The sequence below is a fragment of the Nocardia sp. NPDC052566 genome, assembly GCF_044547285.1.
In the GTDB taxonomy this organism is placed as follows: domain Bacteria; phylum Actinomycetota; class Actinomycetes; order Mycobacteriales; family Mycobacteriaceae; genus Nocardia.
Genome location: NZ_JBIUAF010000001.1, coordinates 1,558,092 through 1,582,768, shown reverse-complemented (window position 1 = coordinate 1,582,768; position 24,677 = coordinate 1,558,092). Strand labels below are relative to the sequence as shown.

General features: G+C 66.7%; 25 protein-coding genes. 13 read left to right on the top strand and 12 right to left on the bottom strand.

What is annotated here, in order from left to right; genetic code table 11:
* Window positions 1–12: 12 nt before the first annotated feature.
* The 7 genes from nuoF to ACIG5A_RS06465 form a co-directional block, all read right to left on the bottom strand.
* Window positions 13–1,326 (bottom strand): NADH-quinone oxidoreductase subunit NuoF, encoded by a 1,314-nt coding sequence (gene nuoF, locus ACIG5A_RS06495; RefSeq protein WP_397238835.1) that lies wholly within the window; start codon window positions 1,324–1,326, stop codon window positions 13–15.
* 2 nt (window positions 1,327–1,328) lie between these two features.
* Window positions 1,329–2,087 (bottom strand): NADH-quinone oxidoreductase subunit NuoE, encoded by a 759-nt coding sequence (gene nuoE, locus ACIG5A_RS06490; protein ID WP_397238407.1) that lies wholly within the window; start codon window positions 2,085–2,087, stop codon window positions 1,329–1,331.
* Window positions 2,084–3,373, bottom strand: a complete 1,290-nt coding sequence (gene nuoD / locus ACIG5A_RS06485; RefSeq protein WP_397238405.1) for an NADH dehydrogenase (quinone) subunit D — start codon at window positions 3,371–3,373, stop codon at window positions 2,084–2,086. Before nuoD ends, nuoE begins: the two co-directional genes overlap by 4 nt.
* Entirely contained in the window at window positions 3,373–4,227 is an 855-nt protein-coding gene (locus tag ACIG5A_RS06480) for an NADH-quinone oxidoreductase subunit C (protein WP_397238403.1), read from the bottom strand. The genes nuoD and ACIG5A_RS06480 overlap by 1 nt, the downstream gene beginning before the upstream one ends.
* Entirely contained in the window at window positions 4,224–4,778 is a 555-nt protein-coding gene (locus ACIG5A_RS06475; RefSeq protein ID WP_397238401.1) for a NuoB/complex I 20 kDa subunit family protein, read from the bottom strand. The genes ACIG5A_RS06480 and ACIG5A_RS06475 overlap by 4 nt, the downstream gene beginning before the upstream one ends.
* Before the next feature lie 115 nt (window positions 4,779–4,893).
* Window positions 4,894–5,274, bottom strand: coding sequence for an NADH-quinone oxidoreductase subunit A (locus ACIG5A_RS06470; protein WP_397238398.1), 381 nt, complete (start codon window positions 5,272–5,274; stop codon window positions 4,894–4,896).
* 263 nt (window positions 5,275–5,537) lie between these two features.
* Window positions 5,538–5,873 (bottom strand): hypothetical protein, encoded by a 336-nt coding sequence (locus ACIG5A_RS06465; RefSeq protein ID WP_397238833.1) that lies wholly within the window; start codon window positions 5,871–5,873, stop codon window positions 5,538–5,540.
* Window positions 5,874–6,089: 216 nt separating this feature from the next.
* On the opposite strand from ACIG5A_RS06465, the gene ACIG5A_RS06460 reads away from it, so the two are divergent.
* From ACIG5A_RS06460 to ACIG5A_RS06435, 6 genes are all read left to right on the top strand, one after another.
* Entirely contained in the window at window positions 6,090–7,628 is a 1,539-nt protein-coding gene (locus tag ACIG5A_RS06460) for a hypothetical protein (protein ID WP_397238396.1), read from the top strand.
* A gap of 1 nt (window position 7,629) precedes the next feature.
* Complete coding sequence (locus ACIG5A_RS06455) at window positions 7,630–8,073, top strand: hypothetical protein (RefSeq protein ID WP_397238394.1); 444 nt, start codon at window positions 7,630–7,632, stop codon at window positions 8,071–8,073.
* Window positions 8,073–9,410: an FHA domain-containing protein gene (locus ACIG5A_RS06450; RefSeq protein ID WP_397238392.1), complete on the top strand. Its 1,338-nt coding sequence runs from the start codon at window positions 8,073–8,075 to the stop codon at window positions 9,408–9,410. The genes ACIG5A_RS06455 and ACIG5A_RS06450 overlap by 1 nt, the downstream gene beginning before the upstream one ends.
* 178 nt (window positions 9,411–9,588) lie before the next feature.
* On the top strand, window positions 9,589–11,082 hold the full coding sequence (locus tag ACIG5A_RS06445) for a methionine--tRNA ligase (RefSeq protein ID WP_397238390.1): 1,494 nt from the start codon (window positions 9,589–9,591) through the stop codon (window positions 11,080–11,082).
* An 85-nt stretch (window positions 11,083–11,167) separates the two neighbouring features.
* Complete coding sequence (locus tag ACIG5A_RS06440; RefSeq protein WP_397238387.1) at window positions 11,168–12,028, top strand: haloalkane dehalogenase; 861 nt, start codon at window positions 11,168–11,170, stop codon at window positions 12,026–12,028.
* 37 nt (window positions 12,029–12,065) lie between these two features.
* Window positions 12,066–12,344, top strand: coding sequence for a hypothetical protein (locus ACIG5A_RS06435; protein WP_397238385.1), 279 nt, complete (start codon window positions 12,066–12,068; stop codon window positions 12,342–12,344).
* A gap of 174 nt (window positions 12,345–12,518) precedes the next feature.
* Here the strand turns inward: ACIG5A_RS06435 and ACIG5A_RS06430 are convergent, their stop codons facing one another.
* From ACIG5A_RS06430 to ACIG5A_RS06420, 3 genes are all read right to left on the bottom strand, one after another.
* Complete coding sequence (locus ACIG5A_RS06430) at window positions 12,519–13,265, bottom strand: phosphotransferase family protein (RefSeq protein ID WP_397238383.1); 747 nt, start codon at window positions 13,263–13,265, stop codon at window positions 12,519–12,521.
* Between the two features lie 354 nt (window positions 13,266–13,619).
* Entirely contained in the window at window positions 13,620–14,486 is an 867-nt protein-coding gene (locus tag ACIG5A_RS06425; protein ID WP_397238381.1) for a LysR family transcriptional regulator, read from the bottom strand.
* Window positions 14,487–14,544: 58 nt separating this feature from the next.
* Window positions 14,545–15,468: a hypothetical protein gene (locus ACIG5A_RS06420; protein WP_397238379.1), complete on the bottom strand. Its 924-nt coding sequence runs from the start codon at window positions 15,466–15,468 to the stop codon at window positions 14,545–14,547.
* Between the two features lie 309 nt (window positions 15,469–15,777).
* Here ACIG5A_RS06420 and ACIG5A_RS06415 point away from each other — a divergent pair, with 309 nt between their 5' ends.
* The 6 genes from ACIG5A_RS06415 to ACIG5A_RS06390 all read left to right on the top strand — a co-directional run bounded on the left by ACIG5A_RS06415 (window position 15,778) and on the right by ACIG5A_RS06390 (window position 21,845).
* Window positions 15,778–17,220: a form I ribulose bisphosphate carboxylase large subunit gene (locus tag ACIG5A_RS06415; protein WP_397238377.1), complete on the top strand. Its 1,443-nt coding sequence runs from the start codon at window positions 15,778–15,780 to the stop codon at window positions 17,218–17,220.
* An 11-nt stretch (window positions 17,221–17,231) separates the two neighbouring features.
* The gene (locus tag ACIG5A_RS06410; RefSeq protein ID WP_397238375.1) at window positions 17,232–17,654 is read left to right on the top strand and encodes a ribulose bisphosphate carboxylase small subunit; all 423 of its coding nucleotides are present in this window, start codon (window positions 17,232–17,234) and stop codon (window positions 17,652–17,654) included.
* Window positions 17,644–18,636, top strand: coding sequence for an AAA family ATPase (locus ACIG5A_RS06405; RefSeq protein WP_397238373.1), 993 nt, complete (start codon window positions 17,644–17,646; stop codon window positions 18,634–18,636). The genes ACIG5A_RS06410 and ACIG5A_RS06405 overlap by 11 nt, the downstream gene beginning before the upstream one ends.
* A gap of 15 nt (window positions 18,637–18,651) precedes the next feature.
* The gene (locus tag ACIG5A_RS06400; protein ID WP_397238371.1) at window positions 18,652–19,722 is read left to right on the top strand and encodes a class 1 fructose-bisphosphatase; all 1,071 of its coding nucleotides are present in this window, start codon (window positions 18,652–18,654) and stop codon (window positions 19,720–19,722) included.
* A gap of 10 nt (window positions 19,723–19,732) precedes the next feature.
* A complete protein-coding gene (locus tag ACIG5A_RS06395; RefSeq protein WP_397238369.1) occupies window positions 19,733–20,611 on the top strand; it encodes a phosphoribulokinase in 879 nt (292 codons plus the stop codon).
* Between the two features lie 64 nt (window positions 20,612–20,675).
* Window positions 20,676–21,845 (top strand): thiolase family protein, encoded by a 1,170-nt coding sequence (locus ACIG5A_RS06390; protein WP_397238367.1) that lies wholly within the window; start codon window positions 20,676–20,678, stop codon window positions 21,843–21,845.
* 233 nt (window positions 21,846–22,078) lie between these two features.
* Here ACIG5A_RS06390 and ACIG5A_RS06385 read toward each other — a convergent pair whose 3' ends face one another.
* Both ACIG5A_RS06385 and ACIG5A_RS06380 read right to left on the bottom strand, forming a co-directional pair.
* Window positions 22,079–22,876, bottom strand: a complete 798-nt coding sequence (locus ACIG5A_RS06385; protein WP_397238365.1) for an ABC transporter permease — start codon at window positions 22,874–22,876, stop codon at window positions 22,079–22,081.
* Window positions 22,876–23,838 (bottom strand): ATP-binding cassette domain-containing protein, encoded by a 963-nt coding sequence (locus ACIG5A_RS06380; RefSeq protein ID WP_397238363.1) that lies wholly within the window; start codon window positions 23,836–23,838, stop codon window positions 22,876–22,878. Before ACIG5A_RS06380 ends, ACIG5A_RS06385 begins: the two co-directional genes overlap by 1 nt.
* 81 nt (window positions 23,839–23,919) lie before the next feature.
* Between ACIG5A_RS06380 and ACIG5A_RS06375 the strand changes: the two genes are divergently transcribed.
* Window positions 23,920–24,669 carry a TetR/AcrR family transcriptional regulator gene (locus tag ACIG5A_RS06375; RefSeq protein WP_397238361.1) on the top strand — a complete coding sequence of 250 codons (750 nt, stop codon included), beginning with the start codon at window positions 23,920–23,922 and terminating at the stop codon, window positions 24,667–24,669.
* Window positions 24,670–24,677 lie beyond the last annotated feature (8 nt).

Below are 24,677 nucleotides of genomic sequence, written 5' to 3'. Positions count from 1 at the left end.
GCGATGCTGTACTCACTGGACTCCTTCCGCCCACGCGGTGGAACGTGCCGGGTCGAACGGACAGCCGTCGAGCCGCAGATGATCCAGGTATTCCTCGCGGAAGTACTTCAGCGAGGAGATGATCGGGCTCGCCGCGCCGTCTCCGAGGGCGCAGAACGACTTGCCGTTGATGGTGTCGCTGATATCGAGCAGCTTGTCCAGGTCCGCCTCGGTGCCGCGCCCGGCCTCCAGACGGGTGAGCAGCTGGACCAGCCAGTAGGTGCCCTCGCGGCACGGCGTGCACTTGCCGCAGGATTCGTGGGCGTAGAACTCGGTCCAGCGCAGTACGGCGCGCACCACGCAGGTGGTGTCGTCGAATATCTGTAATGCCTTGGTGCCCAACATGGATCCGGCGCTCGCCACACCCTCGTAGTCGAGCGGCACGTCCAAGTGCTCGTCGGTGAACAGCGGTGTCGAGGATCCGCCGGGCGTCCAGAACTTCACCCGGTGCCCGGCGCGCACGCCACCGGCGTAATTCAGCAGCTCGCGCAGCGTGATGCCCAGTGGGGCCTCGTACTGCCCCGGCCGGTTCACGTGACCGGACAGCGAGTACAGCGTGAAGCCCGGGGACTTCTCCGACCCCATCGACCGGAACCAGGCCGTGCCCTTCAGCAGGATCGGCGGCACGCTCGCAATGGATTCCACGTTGTTCACCACGGTCGGGCAGGCGTAGAGCCCGGCGACGGCCGGGAACGGCGGGCGCAGTCTCGGCTGGCCGCGCCTGCCCTCGAGCGAATCGAGCAGCGCGGTTTCCTCACCGCAGATGTAGGCGCCCGCGCCCGCGTGCACGATCAACTCCAGGTCGTAGCCCGAGCCGAGGATATTGCGGCCGAGCAGTCCCGCCGTGTACGCCTCGGCCACCGCGGCTTGCAGGCGGCGCAGCACCGGCACCACTTCGCCGCGCACGTAGATGAACGCGTGCGCGGCGCGGATGGCGTACGCCGCGATGATCACGCCCTCGATGAGGGTGTGCGGTGTGGCCAGCATGAGCGGAATGTCCTTGCAGGTACCTGGTTCCGACTCGTCGGCGTTGACCACCAGGTAGTGCGGTTTGATGGTGCCGTCGGGTGCGGGGCCCTGCGGGATGAAGCTCCACTTCATGCCGGTGGGGAAGCCCGCGCCGCCGCGGCCGCGCAGTCCGGAGTCCTTGATCGTCTGGATGACGTTGTCCGGTTCCATCCGCAGCGCCGTGCGCAGGGCCTGGTAACCGTCGTGCCGACGGTAGGTGTCCAGGGTCCAGGACTGCGGCTCATCCCAGTAGCGGGTGAGTACGGGAGTGAGGGTCATACTCACGCGCCCTCCGAATCGTAGTGCGGCGCAGGGGCTCGCATGTTGTTCTCGTTGGCGACCTCGAGGCCGACCAGCGTCGCCGCGCCCGCCGGATGGTCGAGCACGCCGGGCCGTTCGTCCGGGAAACCGGCGAGGATGCGCGCCGTCTCCTTGAACTTGCACAGCGGCGCGCCGCGGGTCGGGGTCACCGATTCACCCGCGCGCAGCGAATCGACAAGCGCCTGAGCCGATTCCGGCGTCTGGTTGTCGAAGAACTCCCAGTTGACCATCACCACCGGCGCGTAATCGCATGCGGCGTTGCACTCGACGTGCTCGAGCGTGATCGCGCCGTCGGCGGTGGTCTCGCCGTGGTGCACCCCGAGGTGCCGCTCCAGCGCGGCCATGATCGCGTCGCCGCCCATCACCGCGCACAGCGTGTTCGTGCACACCCCGACGTGGTAGTCGCCGGTCGGCGTGCGCCGGTACATCGAGTAGAAGGTGGCGACCGCGGTCACCTCGGCGCCGGTCAAACCCAGCTGCTCGGCACAGAATTCGATGCCGGTGCCGGTGACGTAGCCCTCCTCGGCCTGCACCAGATGCAGCAGCGGCAGCAGCGCCGAACGCTTGTATTTACCCGCCCCGTCGGCTTCGCCTCCTGCCATCCCCGGGTGCGGGTACCGGTCGATGATCTCCTTGGCGTCGCGCTCGAGCCGTTCCCGCACGAACGGCCGGTACGGTTCCGGCCGCTTGCTGAGCTGCAACATTATTTGCGTTGTCATCGGTCCACTCCGCCCATAACCGGGTCGATGCTGGCGACGGAGGCGATGACGTCGGCGACCATGCCGCCCTCGCACATCGCCGCCACCGCTTGCAGATTGGTGAACGAGGGGTCGCGGTAGTGCACACGGAAGGGCCGGGTGCCGCCATCGCTGACCATGTGCACGCCGAGCTCGCCGCGCGGCGATTCCACGGCCGTGTACACCTGGCCCGCGGGCACCCTGATGCCCTCGGTGACCAGTTTGAAGTGGTGGATCAGGCCCTCCATGGATTTGCCCATGATCTTGCCGATGTGCTTGGGGGAGTTGCCGAGTCCGTCCGGGCCGAGCGCGAGATCGGCGGGCCAGGCGATCTTCTTGTCGTCCACCATCACCGGGCCGGGCCGCAGCCTGTCCAGGCACTGCTCGACGATCTTGATCGACTCCTTCATCTCCTCCACCCGGATCACGTAGCGGCCGTAGCAGTCGCAGCCGGTGGTGGTGGGAATGTCGAATTCGTAGTTCTCGTACCCGCAGTAGGGCTGCGACTTGCGCAGATCGTGCGGCAGACCGGTGGCCCGCAGTACCGGACCGGTGATGCCCAGTGCCATGCAGCCGGTCAGGTCCAGGTAGCCGATGTCCTGGGTGCGCGCCTTCCAGATCGGATTCTGGGTGAGCAGTTTCTCCATGTCGCGCAACCGCTTCGGCAGCAGATCCAGCAGTTCGCGCACCTTGGCGACGCCGTCGTCCGGCAGGTCCTGCGCAAGGCCGCCCGGCCGGACGTAGGCGTGGTTCATCCGCAGCCCGGTGATCGTCTCGAACACGTCGAGGATCAGCTCGCGCTCACGGAAACCGAACAGCATCGGGGTGAGCGCGCCAAGCTCCATGCCGCCGGTCGCCAGCGCGACCAGATGCGAGGAGATCCGGTTGAGCTCCATCAGCAGCACGCGAATCACGCTGGCGCGCTCGGGAATCTGCTCGGTGATATCGAGCAGCTTCTCCACGCCGAGGCAGTACGCGGTCTCGTTGAAGAACGGCGACAGGTAGTCCATCCGGGTGACGAACGTGGTGCCCTGGGTCCAGTTGCGGAACTCCAGGTTCTTCTCGATCCCGGTGTGCAGGTAGCCGATGCCGCAGCGTGCCTCGGTGACGGTCTCGCCCTCGATCTCCAGGATCAGCCGCAGCACGCCGTGTGTCGACGGATGCTGCGGGCCCATATTGACGACGATGCGTTCCTCGCCCGCGCCGGCGAGCGAGTCGGCGACCTGCTCCCAATCCTGGCCGCCGACGGTAACCATGGTCTCTGTCATCAGCTGTATGCCCTCCGCTCGTCGGGCGGGGGTATCCGCGCGCCCTTGTACTCGACCGGGATCCCGCCGAGCGGGTAGTCCTTGCGCTGGGGGTGGCCTCGCCAGTCGTCTGGCATCATGATTCGGGTCAGCGAGGGGTGACCGTCGAACAGGATGCCGAAGAAGTCGTAGGTCTCGCGCTCGTGCCAGTCCGTCGTCGGATACACCGCGTACAGCGACGGAATGTGCGGATCGGCGTCCGGCGCCGACACCTCGATGCGCAGCCTGCGATTGTGCGTGATGGACATGAGTGGGTAGACCGCGTGCAGTTCGCGGCCCGCGTCCTCGGGATAGTGCACACCGCTCACGCCGAGGCAGAGTTCGAAACGCAGTGCGGCGTCGTCGCGCAGCACCCGCGCGACGGCGATCAGGTGCTCGCGGCGCACGTGCAGGGTGAGCTCGCCGCGAAAGACCACCACCTTCTCGATGGCCGCCTCGAACACGGTCGCGGCGGCTGTATCTGATTCGCGGCGCTCCCTGGGCCCTGCGTGGTCACGCTGCGCTACCGCCTCCGGGCCCTGAGCTCGCGCCGCCGCGAGCGCCGTGCGCAGCGAGGTGACCAGCTCGTCGAAGTAGCCGCCGTAGGGAGTGGGCGTGCTGCCGGGCAGGCTCACCGGCCGGACCAGGCGGCCGTAGCCGGAGGTGTCGCCGGTGCCGGTGATGCCGAACATGCCGTGCCGCACGCCGATCACCTCGGCGCCCTGCTGGGCCGCGGTGTCCTCGGGCTGTGTTGCCTCCGGGCCCGCCGTCTCGGCGCCGATCGAATCCGCGTGTGTCACAGTGCCTTCGGTGCGCTCTGGCGCGTCGAATGTCATCGGAGCAGGCCCTCCATCCGGATGGTCGGCGTCGATGCCAGCGCGGCCTGTTCGGCGGCGCGGACCGCTTCCTCGCGGTTGACGCCGAGCGGCATCTCCTGAATCTTTGCGTGCAGTGCCAGAATCGCGTTGAGCAGCATCTCCGGGCGCGGCGGGCAGCCGGGCAGGTAGATGTCCACCGGCACGATGTGGTCGACGCCCTGCACGATGGCGTAGTTGTTGAACATGCCGCCGGAGGAGGCGCAAACCCCCATGGCCAGTACCCATTTCGGCTCGGTCATCTGGTCGTAGACCTGGCGCAGCACCGGCGCCATCTTCTGGCTGACCCGCCCGGCCACGATCATCAGGTCGGCCTGGCGCGGCGAGGCGCGGAACGCCTCCATGCCGAAGCGGGCGATATCGAAACGCCCTGCGCCGGTGGCCATCATCTCGATCGCGCAGCAGGCGAGGCCGAAGGTGGCGGGCCACAGCGAGCCCTTGCGCAGATACCCGGCGAAATCCTCCACCGTGCTCAGCAGGAACCCGCTCGGCAGTTTCTCTTCGAGACCCATGTCGGACTCAACTCACTTCCACTCGAGACGATATGCGGTGCTCTCGGGGCACTTCGTGGTTACGCAGGCTGCCTCCTCCGTGCCCGTCGTTCGCACCGCGGGGTGCGTGCGGGGTTCAGTCCCAACTGAGACCGCCGCGGCGCCACTCGTAGGCGTAGGCGACGGAGACGTTGAAGATGAACAACGCCATCGCGGCGAGACCGAAGAACCCGAGGGAATCGAAATGCACAGCCCACGGGTAGAGGAACACGATCTCGATGTCGAAGATGATGAACAGCATGGCGGTGAGGTAGTACTTCACCGGAAAGCGCTGTCCGGTAGGGCTTCCGGGCCCACCGGCGACCGCGTGGGGCGTCGGCTCGATACCGCATTCGTAGGCTTCGAGCTTCGCCCGGTTGTAGCGTTTCGGGCCGATGATGGCCGCCATGATGATGGAGAACACCGCGAACGCGGCCGCGACCGCGCCGAGGACGAGAGTCGGCATCTCGATGTTCACGACTGCACTTACCCTCCTCGAGACGGGCAGCACGAAACACTCATTCCATGGCCCTAGCTCATGTGAGCTAGGGCACAGAGTACAACTGGCGTGCCTGGGTGAACCCCTTTTCCCGGGCGACTTTGATCGAAGTTGCGTCGCCGATTCATGAGCGATCCGGGGGTAATCGAAGGACGGCTCAGGTGGGGGACGATTCCGGCAATCCGGACATATGAAAAGTCCCCTGGCCCTTGCGGATCCAGGGGACCTGAGCTGAGGGGAGGCTAAGCCGCCGGACGGTTGCGTAGCAGCGAGACGACCGTGTCGGTCAACCGGATCGGATCGATCGGATGCGCCACCGAACCCTCGGCGCGCGACCAGTTGGCCAGCCACGCGTCATCGGGACGCCCGGTGAGCACGAGAATCGGTGGGCAGTGCTCGATTTCGTCCTTGAGCTGCTTGGCGATGCCCAACCCGCCCGCGGGCGCGGCCTCGCCGTCCAGGATCGCCAGATCGACGCCGCCCGCGTCCATCTGCTCGATGACCACGGGGGCGGTCGCCACCTCGAGGTAGTCGAACGGCGGCAGCTCCGGATGTGGACGCTTGCCCAGTGCCAGCATCACCTGGCTCCTGGTATCGGCGTCATTGCTGTACACGAGGACCCGCAGAGGGGTGGAACGAATCGAGTCGGCCACGGTGGGGATGGTACGACGCGAGACCGCCCGCCCGTGGCAGGTTGGCGAGATCGATGCGCGCGTCGTATCACTGCCGGAAGTGCTTGCGCTGGAAAGATGATCGCAAGCGGTTGATAAGAAATTGCCGGTAGAGTCCCCGAAATGCGGGGAGATATCACGCAGGCCCTCGTCGATACCGACGTGTGGACCGACGAAATGCTGAACCACTCGGGGATCCCGGTGATCGACGTGCCGTTCGTGACGATCGGCAGCGGCATCGGATCGTTCGTTACCTACGACACGCTGCGCATATACGGCGTACCTGCCCAATCCATGGCCGTTCTCGGGCCGCAGGACATTCCGTGGGCGTCCTATGAGTACCTGACCCGGTGCTCGCAGATCCCTCGCACCGAGCGACTGCGCAGCGACTCCGCCTCGGAGCCGGACAACATGTGGGGGTTCCCGTCCTACGCGGTGCGGGAGGCGTTCGCCGACAAGTCGATCAAGCCACTGTGGAACGTATTCGCCGAACCGATCTTCGCCAACTACTACACCCCGCGCGCGGGACAGGCGTTCGTCGGCATGGAACGGGAGTTCCATCGCATCGGGTACGCGGGATCGTTGCACAAGGGGCATGTCCGCATGGTGCGCAAGCGCCACGGCGGCGGCTACTTCACCATCCTCACCCCACCCGACGGCACGGCGCCGACCAAGCGGATCGCGTTCCGCAGCAACTACGTCCACGTCGGCATCGGCTATCCGGGCCTGAAGCTGCTGCCCGATCTGCAGGAGTATCGGGAGAAGTATCGCGACCCCACCCGGGTGGTGAACGCGTACGAACCGCACGAGCACGTCTACCAGGCGCTGCAGCGCAAACCGGGCACCGTGCTGATCCGCGGCAGCGGCATCGTCGCGAGCCGGGTGCTGCAGCGGCTCATCGACGACCGCGACAAGTACAAGCTGAACACCCAGATCCTGCATCTGTTCCGCACCTACATCGCCAAGGCGCACGGCCCCAACGTCTTCAGCCGCCGCAAGGGGAGCGATGGCTGGGCCTACCAGGGCTTCAACTACCCCAAGTCGGTGTGGGGCGGCCAGTTGAAGGCGAAAGTGCGCGCGCTGCAAGGCGAGGAGCGGGCCGCCGCGTACAAGGCGATGGGTGGCACCAACACCCCCATCCGGTACAACTGGCAGGAACAGTTGCGCCGGGGACGTAAGCAGGGGTGGTATCAGGTGATGGCGGGCAGCGCCAGGGATCTGCGGCCCGCGCCGCAGGGCGGGGTGATCAGTACGATCGTGCCGGATCCCGGTGCGCCACTGCCGTATTCGCCGCCGACCCAGCCCTTCGAGTCGACGGCCGACTACATCATCGACTGCACCGGCCTCGAGGCCGATGTCCGCGAACACCGGCTGCTCGCCGATCTGCTCGACCATGTCGGCGCCGGGCGCAATCCGGTGGGCCGCATGGATGTGGACACCACCTTCGAACTGATCGGCACCCGCAGCGGCACCGGCCGCATCTACGCCTCGGGCAGCGCGACGCTCGGCGGTCCGTTCCCCGGCGTCGATACCTTCCTCGGGCTGCAGATCGCGGCGCAGGAGATCGCGGACGACCTGGCCGCGCTGGGGTTCGTGAATCGGCTGGGGCCGTTGCGGTCGACGCATCAATGGTGGCTGTGGATGAAGAACAAGAGAATCTGAGATGCTGACAACTCTGAACGGCCGGATCCAGACCAGGATCCTCGCACTGGGCGTGATCGGATTCATTGTCGCCCTGATCATCACGCCGGTACTGCCGACCGGGTCGCTGACCATCGGCCAGGCCTACCGGGTAACGCTTTCGGTACTGCTTGCCACGATCATCGTGGGCGTGCTGTGGGAACTGCTCTACCATTTCTTGCAGCAGTTCCGATGGGAGAAGGACTGGCCGACCATGTTCGGCCTGCTCACCATCATCAACGAGGGGGCGCTCATGTGGGTCCTCGTGCACAACACGACGATCGTGCTGCCCCGTGCGCTGCATCCGTCACTGACGGCGTTCCTCATCCAATTCATCGTCACCTGGATCGTGTTCTGGGTCATCGTGAACGGGCCGCTGCGGCTGATGTTCCACCGGTGGCGTTTCCAGGGCGGCAGGTTCTTGTGATGGAACGACAGGTCGAGGTACTCGCGGGCACCCATCTGGTCGCGGGTGCGGCGGGCGCGGTCGTGGTGGTCGCGCACCGCTACGACGAGCCCGCCACCGCGGACTCGCATGCCTGGTCGGCGCTGATGGCGCTGGTCGGGCTGGTGCGCGAGGCCGCGGCCAAGGACGCGCGGCGCAGCGGGCGGATCTTCGCCCGTCTCGCCACCAGCTGGCTGATGACCCTCGACTGGGAGGAGGAGGTCGAGTTCGGGGTGCTGACCCCGGCCGACTCCGGCCTCGCGGTGTTCCTGCACGGCGGGGTGACCGCCGTGCTGGCATGGCCCGAACGCGCGGAGGTGCTGCGCGGGCGCGACGCCGGATTCACCGTGGACCGCGTGGTGATTCCGGCGCCGGGCGTCGGCGCCGGACTGTTCGTCGACGAGGCCGACTGGAGCGCGGAGAGGTTGCCGGTCCGGGGGATTCACGCGATGGAGGCGGGCACCGCGCCCGGCTCCGGCGCGGTGATGTGGACCGGTGAGCGGCCCGCCGGGGTGACGCCCGCCAAGCCGATGATGGTCAAGCGGGTCGAAACCGTCGCGCCGGCGCCGGCGCCTGTCGCGCCGAGTGTCGCGCCGGTGGTACCGCAACCCGCTGTGCCGACGCCACCCAAGGCTGTTGCGCCGAAACCTGTTGCGCCGGAACCGGAACCGGTGCTGATGCCGACGGTCGCCGAGCCGGTTCCGGTGTTCGATCAGACCGAACCGGTGCCCGAGCACGATCATGCGCACGACGATCACATGCACCACGAACCCACCCGCGTCGAGCCCGTCGCGGCGAGTGCGAGCACGGTACTCGCGCAGACACCCGCCGACGTCCAAATCGGTACCGTCGTCAAGGGTTTCAAGTGCGCGCGGCACCACCTGAACGATCCGCGGGTGTCGTTCTGCGCCGTCTGCGGTATCCGGATGGATCAGCTGACCTGCGTGCTCACCGACGGCGTCCGCCCACCGCTCGGCCTGCTGCTGCTCGACGACGGCAACCAGTTCGTGCTCGATACCGATTGCGTGCTCGGCCGCGAACCAGAGCACGCCGAAGCCGTGGTGAAGCGCGGCGCCAGGCCGGTCCGGCTGGAGGACCGCTCCGGCGGAATGTCGCGGGCGCACGCGGAGATTCGGCTCATCGACTGGGATGTCACCGTCGTCGATGGCGGTTCGACCAATGGCACGCATGTGCGTCAGCCGGGACATCAGGAATGGACCCGGGCGATTCCGGGTCATCCGGTGAAGCTGTCGCCGGGCGCCCAGGTGCTGCTCGGTGGGCGGGTGGTCACCTTCGACTCCCAGCACGGGCAGATCTGAGATATTCGCTTCGGTGCCGTGGTGGTCGTTGGATAGCATGGTCGGCATGAGTACCTTCGCGCTGGAGATGATGCCCCGCTCACGGGGCTGCTGACGCTGCGCGAACTCTCGCTCGAGGCCCTGTCACCGGGGCCTCGATTCGTTTGCCGGGTGCCCCTTCATTCGCTGGAGGTATCCGATGACCACCTACATCACCACCACGATTCCCTACGTGAATGCCAAGCCGCACTTGGGATTTGCCCTGGAACTGGTCGAGGCGGACGTGCTGGCCCGCTATCGGCGCGGTGCAGGCGAGCCGGTGCGCTGGCAGACCGGAACCGATGACAACTCGCTGAAGAACGTGCTGGCCGCCGCGGCCGCCGGGATGGACGTGCAGGAGTTCGTCGACGCCAATGCCGCCGCCTTCACCGGGCTTGCCGGGCCGCTGTCACTTTCCGTCGACGATGTGATCCGTACCAGCCGTGATCCTCGGCATCGGATCGGCGTCGAACGGTTCTGGCGTGCGTGCGCGGACGACCTGTATCGCAAGCATTACGACGGGCTGTATTGCGTTGGCTGCGAACAGTTCTACGCGCCCGGCGATCTCGACGACGGGCGCTGTCGCGAGCACGGTACCGAGCCGCAGCGGGTGTCGGAGGTGAACTGGTTCTTCCGGCTGTCCCGCTACACCGACCGGCTACTCGAACTCATCACCTCTGATGTCGTGCGGATCGAGCCCGTCGAGCGGCGCAACGAGGTGCTCGCGTTCCTCGCGGGCGGGCTCCAGGACTTCTCCGTCTCCCGCTCCACCGAGCGCGCCCGCGGCTGGGGCATCCCGGTACCGGACGACCCGAGCCAGGTGATCTACGTCTGGTGGGACGCGCTGGGCAACTACCTCACCGCCCTCGGCTACGGCACCGACAACCCCGACCTGCGCCGGTGGTGGACCGACGCCGACCGCCGCATCCACCTGGTCGGCAAGGGCGTGCTCCGATTCCACGCCGTCTACTGGCCCGCCATGCTGCTGTCCGCCGGATTACCTTTGCCCACAGATGTTTTCGTGCACGACTATCTCACCGTCGACGGTCGCAAGATCAGCAAGTCGACCGGGAACAGCGTCGACCCCGTCGAACTGGTGCGGCGCTACGGAACCGACGCTGTCCGCTGGTGGCTGCTGCGCGAGCCCGCGCGCGTCGGCGATACCGATTTCACCATCGACCGCCTGGTCCGGCGTGCCGACGACGAACTGGCCAACGGTATCGGCAACCTCGTCAACCGGACCGTCGGGATGATCCACCGCTACCGTGACGGGCGTCCGCCACTTGCTGAAGCGCCTGCGATACAGGGTGATTCCTTGCGAGATGCCATGCGCGAAGCGCCCGTTCATATCGAATCGGCGTTGGCCGACTTCGATTTCCGTCGGGCCACTACAGCACTGTGGAACAGCGTCGACGGGGCCAACCGCTACATCAATCAGGTCCGCCCATGGGAATTGGCTGCCACCGGCAACGCAGGGGAACTCGATGCCGTCCTCGCCCTGCTACTGCACTCCTGCCGCGAGATCGGGCGGCATCTCGCGCCATTCCTGCCCGATCTCGCGGCCCGCATCACCGGCCAATGTGCCACCGACGGTGGGGCGCTACCACTTCCGACGCCACTCCAACCACGGCTTGGTTCGTCCCGGACATCCTGACCGGTCCGGCTGCGGCCGATTCGGGAGCGGCTGGCGCGCACCCGGTTGCACTACACGTGTAGTCTTGCGGCAAAGGGAGGGTTCAATGCTGATCGATTTCGTTCCCGACGGGAATCTGTATCCATTCGAGTCTCGCTGGTTCGACTCGTCCGTCGGCCGGATGCACTACATCGACGAGGGAACCGGGCCGACGATCCTGTTCTGCCACGGCGCTCCGGCGTGGAGTTTCCTCTATCGCCACATCGTGAAACAGCTCCGCGACCGGTACCGGTGTATCGCCGTGGACTACCTGGGTTTCGGATTGTCCGAGCGCCCTGCGGGTTTCGGCTACACCGTCGCCGAGCACACCGCGGTCCTCGGTGAGCTGATCGATCACCTGCGGCTCGACGAGTTCGTCGTGATGGGACACGATTGGGGCGGACCCATCGGTCTGGGCGCGGCGACCGCGCGTGCGGATCGGGTGCGGGGGATCGTGCTGGGCAACACCGTGTTCTGGCCGCTCGAGGCACTGGCAAACCGGGCCTTCAGCGCGATCATGAGCAGTCGCCCGATGCAGCGGCGAATCCTCGAACAGAATTTCCTCATCGAGCGTGTGCTGCTCGCGGAATTGGGAGGTCGGCTCACCGCGGCCGATGCCGACCACTACCGCGCGGTGCAGCCGACCGCATCGGCCCGGCGCGGACTCTGCGTGCCGCCCAGGGAAATTCGTGCCGCGCGCCCGCTGCTGGAACGGCTCGCCCGCGATGTCCCCGCCCTGCTCGGCGACAAGCCGGCCCTGGCCGTATGGGGCATGCGAGACATGGTGTTCCGCCCCAACGCCTGCCTCCCGCGCCTGCGCGCCACCTTCACCGATCTCGAGATCGTCGAACTGCCACACGCACGCCACTTCATCCAGGAATACGCGCCGGACACGATCGCGACGGCGATCGCGAAGCGATTCCCGTGAGGCGGAATCACGTATTCGCGTGTGCGACAATGAATCTGTGGGACCGGGCGAGATCGAGGACAATCTGCGATACCTGCTCAACCAGTGGGATCCGATCGGTGTGGCCGACCTGGTGGATGACGAGTACGAATGCCTGGTAGCGCCATTACTTTCGAAGCTGGACGCGGGGGCGAACAAGGTGGAGATCAGCGAATTCCTCTGGCATGAACTGGAGGATCACTTCGGCCTGAGCCCCTATCACCACCGGGACCATTACGGAGTGGATTCCCTCGCCGACGGCCTCGTCGTATGGTGGGTCGCCGTCAATTCGGCATGAATGTGGGACCTGCGCTCGGCCTGGCCGGAAGTATCGAGCGCAGTCAAATGGCCCTCAATTCCGGTGTGCCGCAAGGCTATTCCACTGAGCTCGGCGATCGCTCGTATCTCGAAGCGGTACCCGAGCGCGGTGTGCGTCTGTCCCGTCGCGTGGCTTCGACTTGTTCGTGCGGCCTCACACCTGGGATCTCAGCACGTCGATCTCGCAGCCCGGTGTGGATGGGTCGTAGCCGTGCTCGATGAGCCAGCGGACTCCCAGCAGGCTGCGCAGTGACCACCATGCGCGGATCATGTCGCGGTCGACGTCGGTGCCGTAGCCTGCGATGACGTCGTCGAGGCGATCATGGTGGCCGAGGGTCAGGGTGGCGAGGTCGAACAGGGGATCGCCGGGGGCCGCCTCGGACCAGTCGATGATGCCGGTGATCTCGTCGCCGTCGGTGAATACGTGGCAGAGCTGTAGGTCGCTGTGGGTGAACACCGGTGTCCACGGCCGCAGTGCGGGCTCGGCGAACCGGCGGTTGCGTGTGACGATGTCGACGGGAAGGACGCTGTTGGTGACGAGCCAGTCGCATTCGTAGTCGAGTTGCGCGGCGAACTCGTCGGGGCCGCGGCCGGGCCATGGCGGTAACGGCGCGTCGTGCAGTCTCCGTACGGCGGCACCCGCCGCGCCCCATGCCGCCGCCGAAGCGGTCGACGGCTCACCGAGGCGGCCCAGCGCCTTCCCGGGCAGGGCAGCGAGTGCGAGCACGGACGGCTTGCGCCATAGAACCTTCGGCGTCGGAACCGGCGCCATAGCCATCGCCTCGACCTCGCGGTCGGCGCGCGTCTGATCGGCGTCGATCTTCAGGAAGACATCGCCGACGCGCAGTGTCGCGCGCTCGTGATGGGCGACGACGAGCTCGACCTGTTCCACGGCGGCCATTATCGCGGGACGACCACCGACGTCGCCACGGATTTATCACGTGCGACCGCAGGCCGAAACGCTGGCCTGCCACTGAATTCACGGTCGGCCATCCAGCATCGCCAAGAATGCCTCCGGATCGTCGTTGTGCACATTGTGACCCGCATCCGCCACAACGCCCACCCGGTAACCCTCGCAACGCAATTGAGCGGACAGCGCCGTATCAATCGGGAATTTCGGGCGCCACGGCGCGTGGCCCGGGTACTCGCGCACTTCCCAGGAGCCTGCACAGCGCTCGGCGAGATCCGGATATCGAGCGCAGTCATATGGCCCCCATCACGGCGTGTCGCAGGGCCATTCGACGGCGCTCGGCGGTCAGCCGGGGCGGAAGGCGTCCGCGCCTACCTCGGCCGGGTCGGTGATGTGGGTGAGGAAGAGGCGGGTGGTGGGGGTGGGGGTGCGGGTGGTGATGGCGTGCCAGGGGCGGTCCAGGGGTGTGCCCGCGACCGAGAGTACTTGTAGCGCACCGGATTCGAGATCCTGTTCGATGGCGTCGCTGTGGATCAGCGTGACGCCGAGACCGGCGCGGGCCGCGGCGAGGACGGCGCCGTGACTGCCGAGGGTCAGGGTGGGCGGGCTGATCTGGAGCTGATCGAGTAGTGCGAGGGTGGCGTCGCGGGTGCCGGAGCCACGGCCGCGCAGCAGCCAGGTGGCGCGCAGCGGATCCTGTGGTGCGCCGACGACGACAAGGCGGCTCGGGCGGCGCGCACGGGTGACCAGCCCGGTGCCGCGCGGCGGCCTGCCCGCGATGACGAGATCGGTTTCGTGGTGCTGTAATTCGAGGAACAGGATGTCGCGGGGGTGGATGGACAGGCTGAGTTCGATATCCGGATACCGGTTGCGGAAGGACACGAGCGGACGCAGCAGCACATACTCACCCGCGGTGGCCACGACCCCGATGCGCAGCCTGCCGGTTTCGGCACGGCGCACCGCGGCCTGCGCCTCCTTCATCAGCCCGAGGATGCTGCGGCAGTAGTCGGCGTAGATCCGCCCCGCCTCGGTGAGCGCGATACCGCGCCCCGATTTGGCGATCAATTTGGCGCCGAGCTGCTTCTCGATGTGCGCGACCGCCGCGGAAACCGCGGCCTCGGTGATGTGCAGGTGGGTCGCCGCGCGCCGGATACTGCCCTGGCGGGCGACGGCCAGGAAGGTTTCCATCCGGGCGGCGCTCACCATCCCCATCCGCCAACGGTAACCGGGTGCCACCCCGGCTGCCACGGCTGTGCTGCTCGGCGCCGGCCTACCGGCAGCCGCCGAACTCCGCGCGCATCCTGCGCTGGACGGTGAGGGCGGGCCCGCTGAGTGTGTCGTCGGAGACGGTGGCGAGGGAGTAATCGCAGCCGGCGGCGTGGACGGAGCCGATGTTACGTTTCCCGTCGGAGTAGTAGAAGAACCCTGTCCAGTCCAGGCGCAGGGGATAGTCGGTGGTCGGACCCAACTTCCTTACGGCGTCGGCGAGTTGGTCGTAGGTGAGGTCGGCGTCGAAGGGCGCGGGCTCGGTGTTCTTAACCGACAGCTGGATGATGTGGCTGTTCTTGATGACGACGAAGTCGGCGGCCCAGGGTGTTTCGGGCAGCTGACGGCGAAACTCCGCTTCCCGCTCCGCGGAGAGCGGTAGATCGACGCTCCACCGTTCGAACCGGGTCGTTTCGATCGAGACCTCGGCGGCGGTCCTGGCGCCGATCATCGTCCGGATCGCGGTGAGCGGTTCGGCCGTGCTCGTTTTCACGTCCATGACGGAGATCTTCGGTGTGGGGCGCACACCCCACACGATCCGCCCGTCGGGCATCGACGCGGTGTACTGGCGGACGTTTCGGACCGCGTCGAGGAGAGCATCGGCATCGAGCTCTTTGACGGCGCCGACCTTCGCTCTGTCGCCGACGACGAAGCCGAATTCTCGTTCCCGCAACCCGCCGAATGTGCCTGTGCGCCCTGCGATCCGGGTGACGACGTCACGGATCTGGGGCTCGGTCGCACCGGGCAGGTCGGCGGTGAGCCGGAAGTAGCTGTCCCCGCGGACGAAATCGTCGGCGATGGACACCTTGACGTGCTGCACGCCCGGCATGGCCGAGATCTCCTGTTCGAGCTTGTCGGCCTCGGCGCGGTAGTCGGTCAGCACCGAGGAGCAGGCGGTGAGAACGAGCACGGCGACTCCGGTGAGCACGGCACACAGTAGGGTCCGGAAAACTGCTGTCGGTGCGCGAATTGTGCTGACTCCTCTTTCGTTTCGTCCAACGTCGGTGAGTCCGATCCGCCTCCGCGCCGACTCCGATGGCTCGAGGAGTGTGTCGCGGGCGGGGGCGATGGCGTTACCGGCCGATCGCACCAGGAAGGTTTCCGTCGCACCGTAATCGCCATACCCAATTCTGCCGCCGCGAAACCTGACTTTTCCCTTGACTATTCGATGGAACAATCAAATTGTTTGTCGTTAACGGCCCCGTCATCCTGGAACTCCCGAGGCACAGGAGGAGCGATGGCGGAAGAAACGGAACGGGATCGGTGGGATCCGGGCGTCCATTCGTATGCGTCGATGGGATATTACGCGCCGGACTACGAGCCGTCCGATACCGATGTGCTCGCCGTGTTCCGGGTGACCCCGCAGCCCGGTGTCGACCCGATCGAGGCATCGGCCGCGGTGGCGGGCGAATCCTCAACGGCCACCTGGACGGTGGTGTGGACCGACCGGCTCACCGCGCACTCGCGCTACCAGGCCAAATGCTATCGGATCGATGAGGTGCCCGGTCGGCCGGGGGAGTATTTCGCCTATGTCGCTTACGATCTGGATCTGTTCGAGGAGGGCTCGATCACCAACCTGACGTCCTCGGTGATCGGCAATGTGTTCGGTTTCAAGCCGTTGCTCGCGCTGCGCCTGGAGGATATGCGGATTCCGATCGCGTATGTGAAGACATTCCAGGGGCCGCCGCACGGCACGGTGATGGAACGCGAGTATCTGAACAAGTACGGCAGGCCGCTGCTCGGCGCCACCGTGAAGCCGAAACTCGGTCTGTCGGCCCGCAATTACGGCCGCGTGGTGTACGAGGCGTGCAAGGGCGGACTGGATTTCACCAAGGACGACGAGAACATCAACTCCCAGCCGTTCATGCGCTGGCGCGACCGGTATCTGTTCGCCATGGAGGGCGTCAACCGGGCGATGTGCGAGACCGGCGAGGTCAAGGGGCACTACCTCAACGTCACCGCCGCGACCATGGAGGACATGTACGAAAGGGCCGAATTCGCCAAGGAGCTCGGCAGCGTCGTCATCATGATGGACCTCACCGTCGGTTTCACCGCCATGCAGTCGATGTCGCACTGGGCGCGGCGCAACGGCCTGCTGCTGCATCTGCACCGGGCCGGGCATTCGACCTACACCAGGCAGAAGACGCACGGGGTGAGCTTCCGGGTATTGGCCAAGTGGTGCAGGTTGATCGGCGTCGACCATCTGCACGCGGGCACCGTGGTCGGCAAGCTGGAGGGCGACCCGGCCACCACGCGTGGCTTCTATGACACGTTGCGGGAGAACCATATTCCCGCCAACCTCGGCAACGGCATCTTCTTCGACCAGCACTGGGCGAGCCTGCCCGGCGTGATGCCGGTGGCATCGGGCGGAATCCACGCGGGCCAGATGCATCAGCTGCTCGATCTGTTCGGCGACGATGTGGTGCTGCAGTTCGGTGGCGGCACCATCGGTCATCCGCTCGGTATCGCCGCGGGCGCGGAGGCGAACCGGGTGGCGCTGGAGGCGGTCGTGAAGGCGCGCAACGAAGGTCGCGATCTGCTGAAGGAAGGACCCGAGGTGCTGCGCAAGGCGGCCGATATCTGCCGCCCGCTCGATGTCGCGCTGTCCACCTGGGGCGATGTCACCTTCGATTACACCTCCACCGACGCGCCCGATGCGGTGCCGACCGCGACCCGCTGAAAGGCATAGCGATGTATCTGCGTCACGGAACCTTCTCGTACCTGCCGGAACTCACCGATGCCGAGATCGCGGCCCAGGTGCGCTACGCACTGCTGAACAACTGGCCGGTGTCGATCGAATACACCGACGATCCGCATCCCCGCAACGCCTACTGGGAGATGTGGGGCCTGCCGCTGTTCGATCTCGACGAGCCCGACGGTGTGCTCGCCGAGATCGACGCGTGCCGGGCCACGTTCCCGCGGCACTACATTCGGGTCCTCGCCTATGACGCCAGTTACGGTCGGCAGACGACGGCGCTGAGCTTCCTCGTGCAGCGCCCCGCCGACGAGCCCGGATTCCTGCTGACCAGAACCGAGGGACCGGACCGCAGGCAGAAGTACGGCCTGCACGCCTACGCCACCGACACGCGCCAGGGCCAGAGGTATGGCGGCTGAGAACGGATTCCGGTTGCACCGGCCGAGTGCCGACGACCCTCGGCCGGTGCGCGCGGGCGTGCCGGAGCCGCCGCCGATCCTGGACGACGATGCGGTACTGGACCTTTCGACCGATATCGCGGGCAACGACGTCGAAGACACGCTGAGCAGGCTCGATGCCGAGCTCGTCGGCCTGGCCAATGTCAAAGGGCGGGTGCGGGAGATCGCGGCATTGCTGCTGATCGACCGGGCGCGGCAGCGCTTCGGCCTCGCCGCCTCCCGGCCCACCATGCATATGAGCTTCACCGGCGGGCCCGGCACCGGCAAGACCACCGTCGCGCTGCGGATGGCCGAGATGCTGCACGCGCTGGGCTACATCCGTAAACCCAAGGTGCACACCGTGACCCGCGACGACCTGGTCGGCCAGTTCATCGGGCACACCGCGCCGAAAACGAAGGAGGCCCTGGCCAAAGCGGCGGGCGGGGTGCTGTTCATCGACGAGGCCTACTACCTGTTCCGCCCGGAGAACGAACGCGACTACGGCCAGGAGGTCATCGAAATCCTGCTCCAGGAAATGGAATCCGAGCGGACCAGCCTGGTGGTGATCTTCGCGGGCTATCCGGACCGGATGGAGCGCTTCTTCTCCGCCAATCCCGGCCTGTCCTCGCGGGTGGCCCATCACCTGGAGTTCGCCGACTACAGCCACGGCGAACTCGTCGCCATCGCCGAACTCATGGTGGCGGGGGAGAACTTCCGCTTCGACGACGCGGGCCGCGCGGCCTTCGCCGAATACCTGGCCCGCCGGATGAGCAGGCCGCGATTCGCCAACGCGCGCAGCGTACGCAACGCGCTCGACCGCTGCCGGTTGCGGCAGGCGAAACGGCTCGTCGAGCTGCGCAGACCGCTCACCAAGACCGACCTGATCACGCTGACCGACCGGGATGTCTACGGCAGCAGCGTGTTCACGGAGCCGGAGGGGCCGAGCGCGCGAGCCCCCGCGTGACGAGACAGAGGCGCCATGCCAGAAGGATTGAAGACCCTCACCCGCTACACGATCGAGCAGGAGCACCGGCATCCCGGATCCTCCGGTGAATTCTCCGCACTGGTGAATGTCGTGGCGACCGCGACGAAAATCATCGCCAACCAGGTGACCAGGGGTGCGATCGTCGGCTCGCTCGGCGCCGCGGAACCGGACAACCTGCCACCGACGGTGCACCGCAAGCTCGACGCCATCGCCAACGACATCATGGTGTCGGAAACCCAATGGACGGGCCATCTTTCGGCGCTGCTGTCGGAGCAGATGACCGATATCCATCCGGTCCCCGACGCGCACCGGCGCGGAAAGTATCTGCTCGCCTTCGATCCGCTGGACGGTTCGTCGAATATCGACGTGAACCTGCCGGTCGGCACGATATTCAGCGTGCTGCGCGCGCCCGACGGGCCCGATGGGGAGCCGACTGCCGCGGACTTCCTGCAGGCGGGGGTGCAGCAGGTGTGCGCGGGCTTCACCCTGTACGGTCCGGCGACCATGCTGGTGATCACCACTGGCAGCGGCGTCGACGGATTCACCCTCGACCGCGAGATCGGCGCGTTCGTGCTCACCCATCCGCGCATGCGAATCCCGGAGGACACTTCGGGTTTCGCGATCAACGCGGCCAACGAGCGGTTCTGGGAGCGGCCGGTGCGCCGGTATGTGCACGAATGCCTGGACGGCGTGGACGGTCCGCGCGGCCGCGATTTCAACATGCGCTGGGTCGCCTCGCTGGTCGCCGACACCTTCCACATCCTGACCCGCGGCGGGGTCTACCTGTATCCGCACGACAACCGCCCGCCGCTGCGCGCGGGCCGAGTCTCGTTGCTGTACGGCGCGAATCCGATCGGCTACATCGTCGAGCAGGCCGGGGGATGGGCGACCACCGGCGGCGAGCGGGTGCTCGAGGTGCCGCCGGAACACGTGCACCACCGGGTGCCGCTGATCTTCGGCTCACGCAACGAGGTGGCGCGGATCGAGCGCTATCACAGTGAGCCCGAGGCGGGGCCTGCCTTCGACAGTTCGTTGTTCGGCTCCCGGTCGCTCTTCCGGCAGTAAGTGAGGTGCCATGTCGGTCAAACATCCCGTCGTCGCGATCACCGGATCCTCCGGTGCGGGCACGACCAGCGTCACGCGGACCTTCCAGGAGATTTTCCGCCGTGAGGGCGTCAATGCGGTGATCGTGGAAGGGGATTCGTTCCATCGATACGATCGCAACGAGATGAAGCTCGCGATGGCCGAGGCCGAGCAGCACCGCAACCTCACCTTCTCGCATTTCGGGGAGGAGGCGAATCTGCTGAAGGAGCTGGAGACGCTGTTCCGCGACTACGGCGAGACCGGTGTCGGCTCGGTGCGCAAATACCTGCACGACGAGGTGGAGGCCAAACCGTACGGCCAGCCCGCGGGCACCTTCACGCCGTGGGAGGATCTCGCACCGGGCAGCGATCTGCTGTTCTACGAGGGGCTGCACGGTGCCGCCGTCACCGAGACGGTGAACGTCGCGCGCTACGCCGATCTGCTGGTCGGGGTGGTGCCGATCGTCAACCTCGAATGGATCCAGAAGGTGATCCGCGACAAGACCGAACGCGGCTACTCCAGCGAGGCGGTGATCGATACGATCCTGCGCCGCATGCCCGACTACGTGAAGTACATCTGCCCGCAGTTCTCGCATACCTACGTCAACTTCCAGCGCGTCCCCACCGTCGATACCTCCAATCCCTTTATCGCACGGACGATTCCGACCGCCGACGAGAGCTTCGTCGTCATCCGTTTCGCCGACCCGAAGGTGATCGACTTCCCCTACCTCCTCTCGATGCTGCACGACTCCTTCATGTCCCGCCCCAACTGCATCGTGGTCCCCGGCGGAAAAATGGAACTCGCCATGCAACTGATCTTCACCCCCCTGATCCTGCGCCTGATGGACAAGCGCCCCAAGCGGAGCCGATGACGTATGGTGGGTTAAGTTAATCGGCATTCACATGCCGTCACTGTTTGAGCGTTAGGGAGCCGCTATGACCTCCGCTGTCATCGTCGATGTCGTCCGCACGCCGTCCGGGAAGGGGAAACCCGGTGGTGGGCTGTCGGGAGTGCATCCGGCTACGCTGCTGGCGGGGGTGCTGCGGGCGCTGGTCGAGCGCAACGATCTCGATCCGGGGCTGATCGATGATGTGATCGGCGGTTGTGTGACGCAGAGCGGTGAGCAGACGTTCAATATCTCGCGCACCGCGGCGCTGGCGGCCGGGTTCCCGGATTCGGTGCCCGCAACCACGGTGGACCGGCAGTGCGGGTCGAGCCAGCAGGCCGCGCATTTCGCCGCGCAGGGAGTGCTCGCCGGGGCGTACGACATCGCGATCGCATGCGGTGTGGAGTCGATGAGCAGGGCGCCGATGTTCTCCAGCGCGCAGGGCAAGGATCCGAACGGCGCGCCGCTGGCCCACCGGTTCCCGGAGGGCCTGATCCAGCAGGGCACCGCGGCCGAGATCATCACCCGGCGCTGGAAATTGGATCGGGAGGCCATCGACGCCTTCGCGGCCCGCTCGCATCGGCTCGCCGCCGAGACCGCGGCCGCGGGTGGCTTCGACAACGAACTGGTCCCGGCGGGCACACTCACCGCCGACGAGACCATCCGTCCGGGCACCACCGCCGAAGGCCTGGCCGGGCTGAAACCCGCGTTCGTCGACGAGGCGATGAAACAGCGCTTCCCGGAGATCGAATGGTCCATCACGCCGGGGAATTCGTCGCCGCTGACCGATGGCGCGTCCGCCGCGCTGATCATGAGCGAGGAGAAGGCGAACGCGCTCGGATTGCGCCCGCGCGCCCGGTTCCACTCCTTCGCCGTCGTCGGTGACGATCCGCTGCTGATGCTGACCGCGATCATCCCCGCGACCCGCAAGGCGCTGGCCCGCGCCGGGCTGACCATCGATGACATCGACGCCTACGAAGTGAACGAGGCGTTCGCTCCGGTGCCGCTCGTCTGGCAGCACGATCTCGGCGCCGATCCGGCGAAACTGAACCCGCGCGGCGGAGCCATCGCCCTCGGCCATCCGCTCGGCGCCTCCGGCACCCGCATTCTCGCCACGATGGTGAATCACCTCGAGCAGACCGGCGGCCGCTACGCACTCCAAACCATGTGCGAGGCGGGCGGTCTGGCCAACGCCACCATCATCGAGCGGCTGGATTAGCGGCTTAGGGGAGCCCGGCTGATCCGGGCTCCCCTCGGACTCGGCCCGGCTTGAACGGGCTGCCACCCTCTCCATTGCGGGCGCGCTCATCCGGAGCCTGCGCGCCTTGGGCGAGGACGTTCCGGAACGTTAGCGACAAGTCGGACCGGCGGCAACCGAGATCCGTCGAACGCAGTCATATGGCCCTCAATTGCGGCGTGTCGCAGGGCCATTCGACTGCGCTCGGCGAACGGTTATCTGCTGAGGTTCTGGAAGCGGCGCACGGCCAGTGGCAGGAAGATCAGCGTCAGGATCAGTGGCCACACGACCGCCATCAGGGTTGCGTGGGATTCGATCCAGGAGTCGCCTGCGCCGACCGGTGTGCCGAACAATTCGCGGGACGCGGCGACGGTGGAGGACAACGGGTTCCATGCTGCGAGGAACCCCAGCCAGCTCGGCATCAGCTGCGGCGCGACGAAGATGCTCGAGATCATCGTGAGCGGGAATGCGACGCCGAACAGCCCGCCCGCCGCCTCCGGGTTGGGCACCATCAACCCCAGCCACACGCCTACCCAGATCAGCGCGAACCGCAGCCACAGCAGCAGCGCGAAAGCCGCCAACCCGCCGAGGATTCCGCCGGTCGGCCGCCAGCCGATGGCGAACGCGGTGAGCATCAGAATGGTGAGCTCGGCGCACGCCATGATCAGATCGGTGACCCCGCGCCCGGACACCACCGCCGAGGACGCCATCGGCATCGAGCGGAACCGGTCGATCACGCCCTTGGTGGCATCGTTGACCACCAGTGTCGCGGTGTTGATGAACCCGAACGCCATCGTCATGGCGAACATGCCCGGCATCAGGAACGATTTGTAGTCCCCGCCGCCGGGCACCGTCATCGCGCTGCCGAAGACGTACCCGTAGAGCAGTACCGACAGAATCGGGAACCCGAGCGCCCACAAGATATTGACGGGCTGGCGCTGATAGTGAGTCAGCCCGCGCCGCACCACATTCCAGCAGTCGGCCAGTGCCCAGTAGATCCGTGTGTTGTTCATCAGGCGGCCACTTCCTCGGTGCTGGTGCGGTGTCCGGTCAGGTACAGGAAGACGTCGTCGAGGCTCGGTCTGCGTAATCCGATGTCCTCCACCGCGATTCCCTCGTCTTGCAGGGTGCGCGCCACCTCGGTGAGCGCCGCGACGCGATCGGACACCGTCGCGTAGACCCGCCGTTCGATGTCGTCGGTCTCCGGTTCGCCCTCGCTGACCCTGGCCAGCACCTTGGCGACCACGGGCAGATCGGCTGGTTGGGAAGCGACCACCTCGATGAGATCGCCGCCGACGGTGTTCTTCAGCCCGTCCGGTGTGTCGTCCGCGATCGCCCTGCCCTGGTCGATGACGGTGATCCGCGACGCGAGTTTGTCGGCCTCTTCGAGGTATTGGGTGGTGAGCAGCACCGTGGTGCCGTCGGCGACCAGCCCGCGCACCGATTCCCACACCTCGTTGCGGCTGCGCGGATCGAGCCCGGTCGTCGGCTCGTCGAGGAAAAGCACCTCCGGCGAAAGGATCATCGACGCCGCGAGATCCAGGCGCCTGCGCATGCCGCCGCTGTACTTGCCCGCGCCGCGATCCGCGGCGTCGGTGAGCGAGAACTGTTCCAGCAGTTCGGTCGCCCGCCGCTTGGCCTGCCTGCCACCGAGGTGGAAGAGCCTGCCGAACATCTCGAGGTTCTGCCGTCCGGTGAGCACCTCGTCGACCGCCGCGTACTGGCCGGTGAGGCCGATGCGTGCGCGAACCGCGCGCGGCTCGCGCACCACATCGAGCCCGGCGACCTGTGCGAAACCGCCGTCGAGCCGGATCAGCGTGGACAGGATCCGCACCGCGGTGGTCTTGCCCGCGCCGTTGGGCCCGAGCAGGCCGTGCACCGTGCCGCGCCGCACCGTGAGGTCGAAACCGTTGAGCGCGTACTTGTCCGCGTATTTCTTCTCGATCCCCTCGGCGAGGACCGCGTAGTCGTTCACTGAACCTCCAAACTGGGTACAACGTACCCGAATTAAGGTACAACGTACCCAGTTTCTCGGCAAGCGGTTAAGCTTGCGACCATGAGCAGCGCGGAAACCAGTGGCAGCGGCGATCTCGCCAGGACGCTCGACCTGCTCTGGAACACCGGCCCCCGGCCGAGCCGCGGCCCGAAACCCGCACTGACGCTTGATCGCATCGTCGACGCCGCGGTGCGGGTCGCCGATGCCGAAGGGTTGGACGCGGTGACGATGCGCCGGGTCGCCACCGAGCTCGGCACCGGAACGATGTCGCTGTACCGCTACGTGCCGGGCAAGGCCGAGCTGCTGGACGTGATGCTCGACCGGGTGCAGCGCCCGATCGAAAGCCAGCTGGCGGCGCAGGGTTGGCGCGAAGCGCTGGAGGGGCTGGCGCGCGAATCCCTCGTGCTGTTCCGCGCGCATCCCTGGCTGTTGCAGGTCAACCAGTCCCGCCCGGTGATGGGTCCCGGCGCGGTCGAGAGTATGGAGCTGGTGCTGTCCCGGATCCGGCCGATGGGACTGCCGGATCCGGAGCTGATCTCGGTGGTCATCATGGTCAGCGGATACGTCGCCGGCGTCGCGCGCGGGCAGCTGTATCAGGAAGAGGCCGAAAGCAAATCGGCCATGACCGATATCGAGTTCTGGCAGGCCCAGCATCCGGTGCTGGAGCGGGCCATGGCCAGCGGCGACTATCCCGTGCTCGCCTCGCTGTCCAGCGACACGTTCGACCCGAAGTTCGACCACTTCGAGTTCGGCCTGCAGCGCATCCTGGACGGTCTGGCGGTGCTGGTCGACCGGCACGCCGGGCGATGAGATCGCCT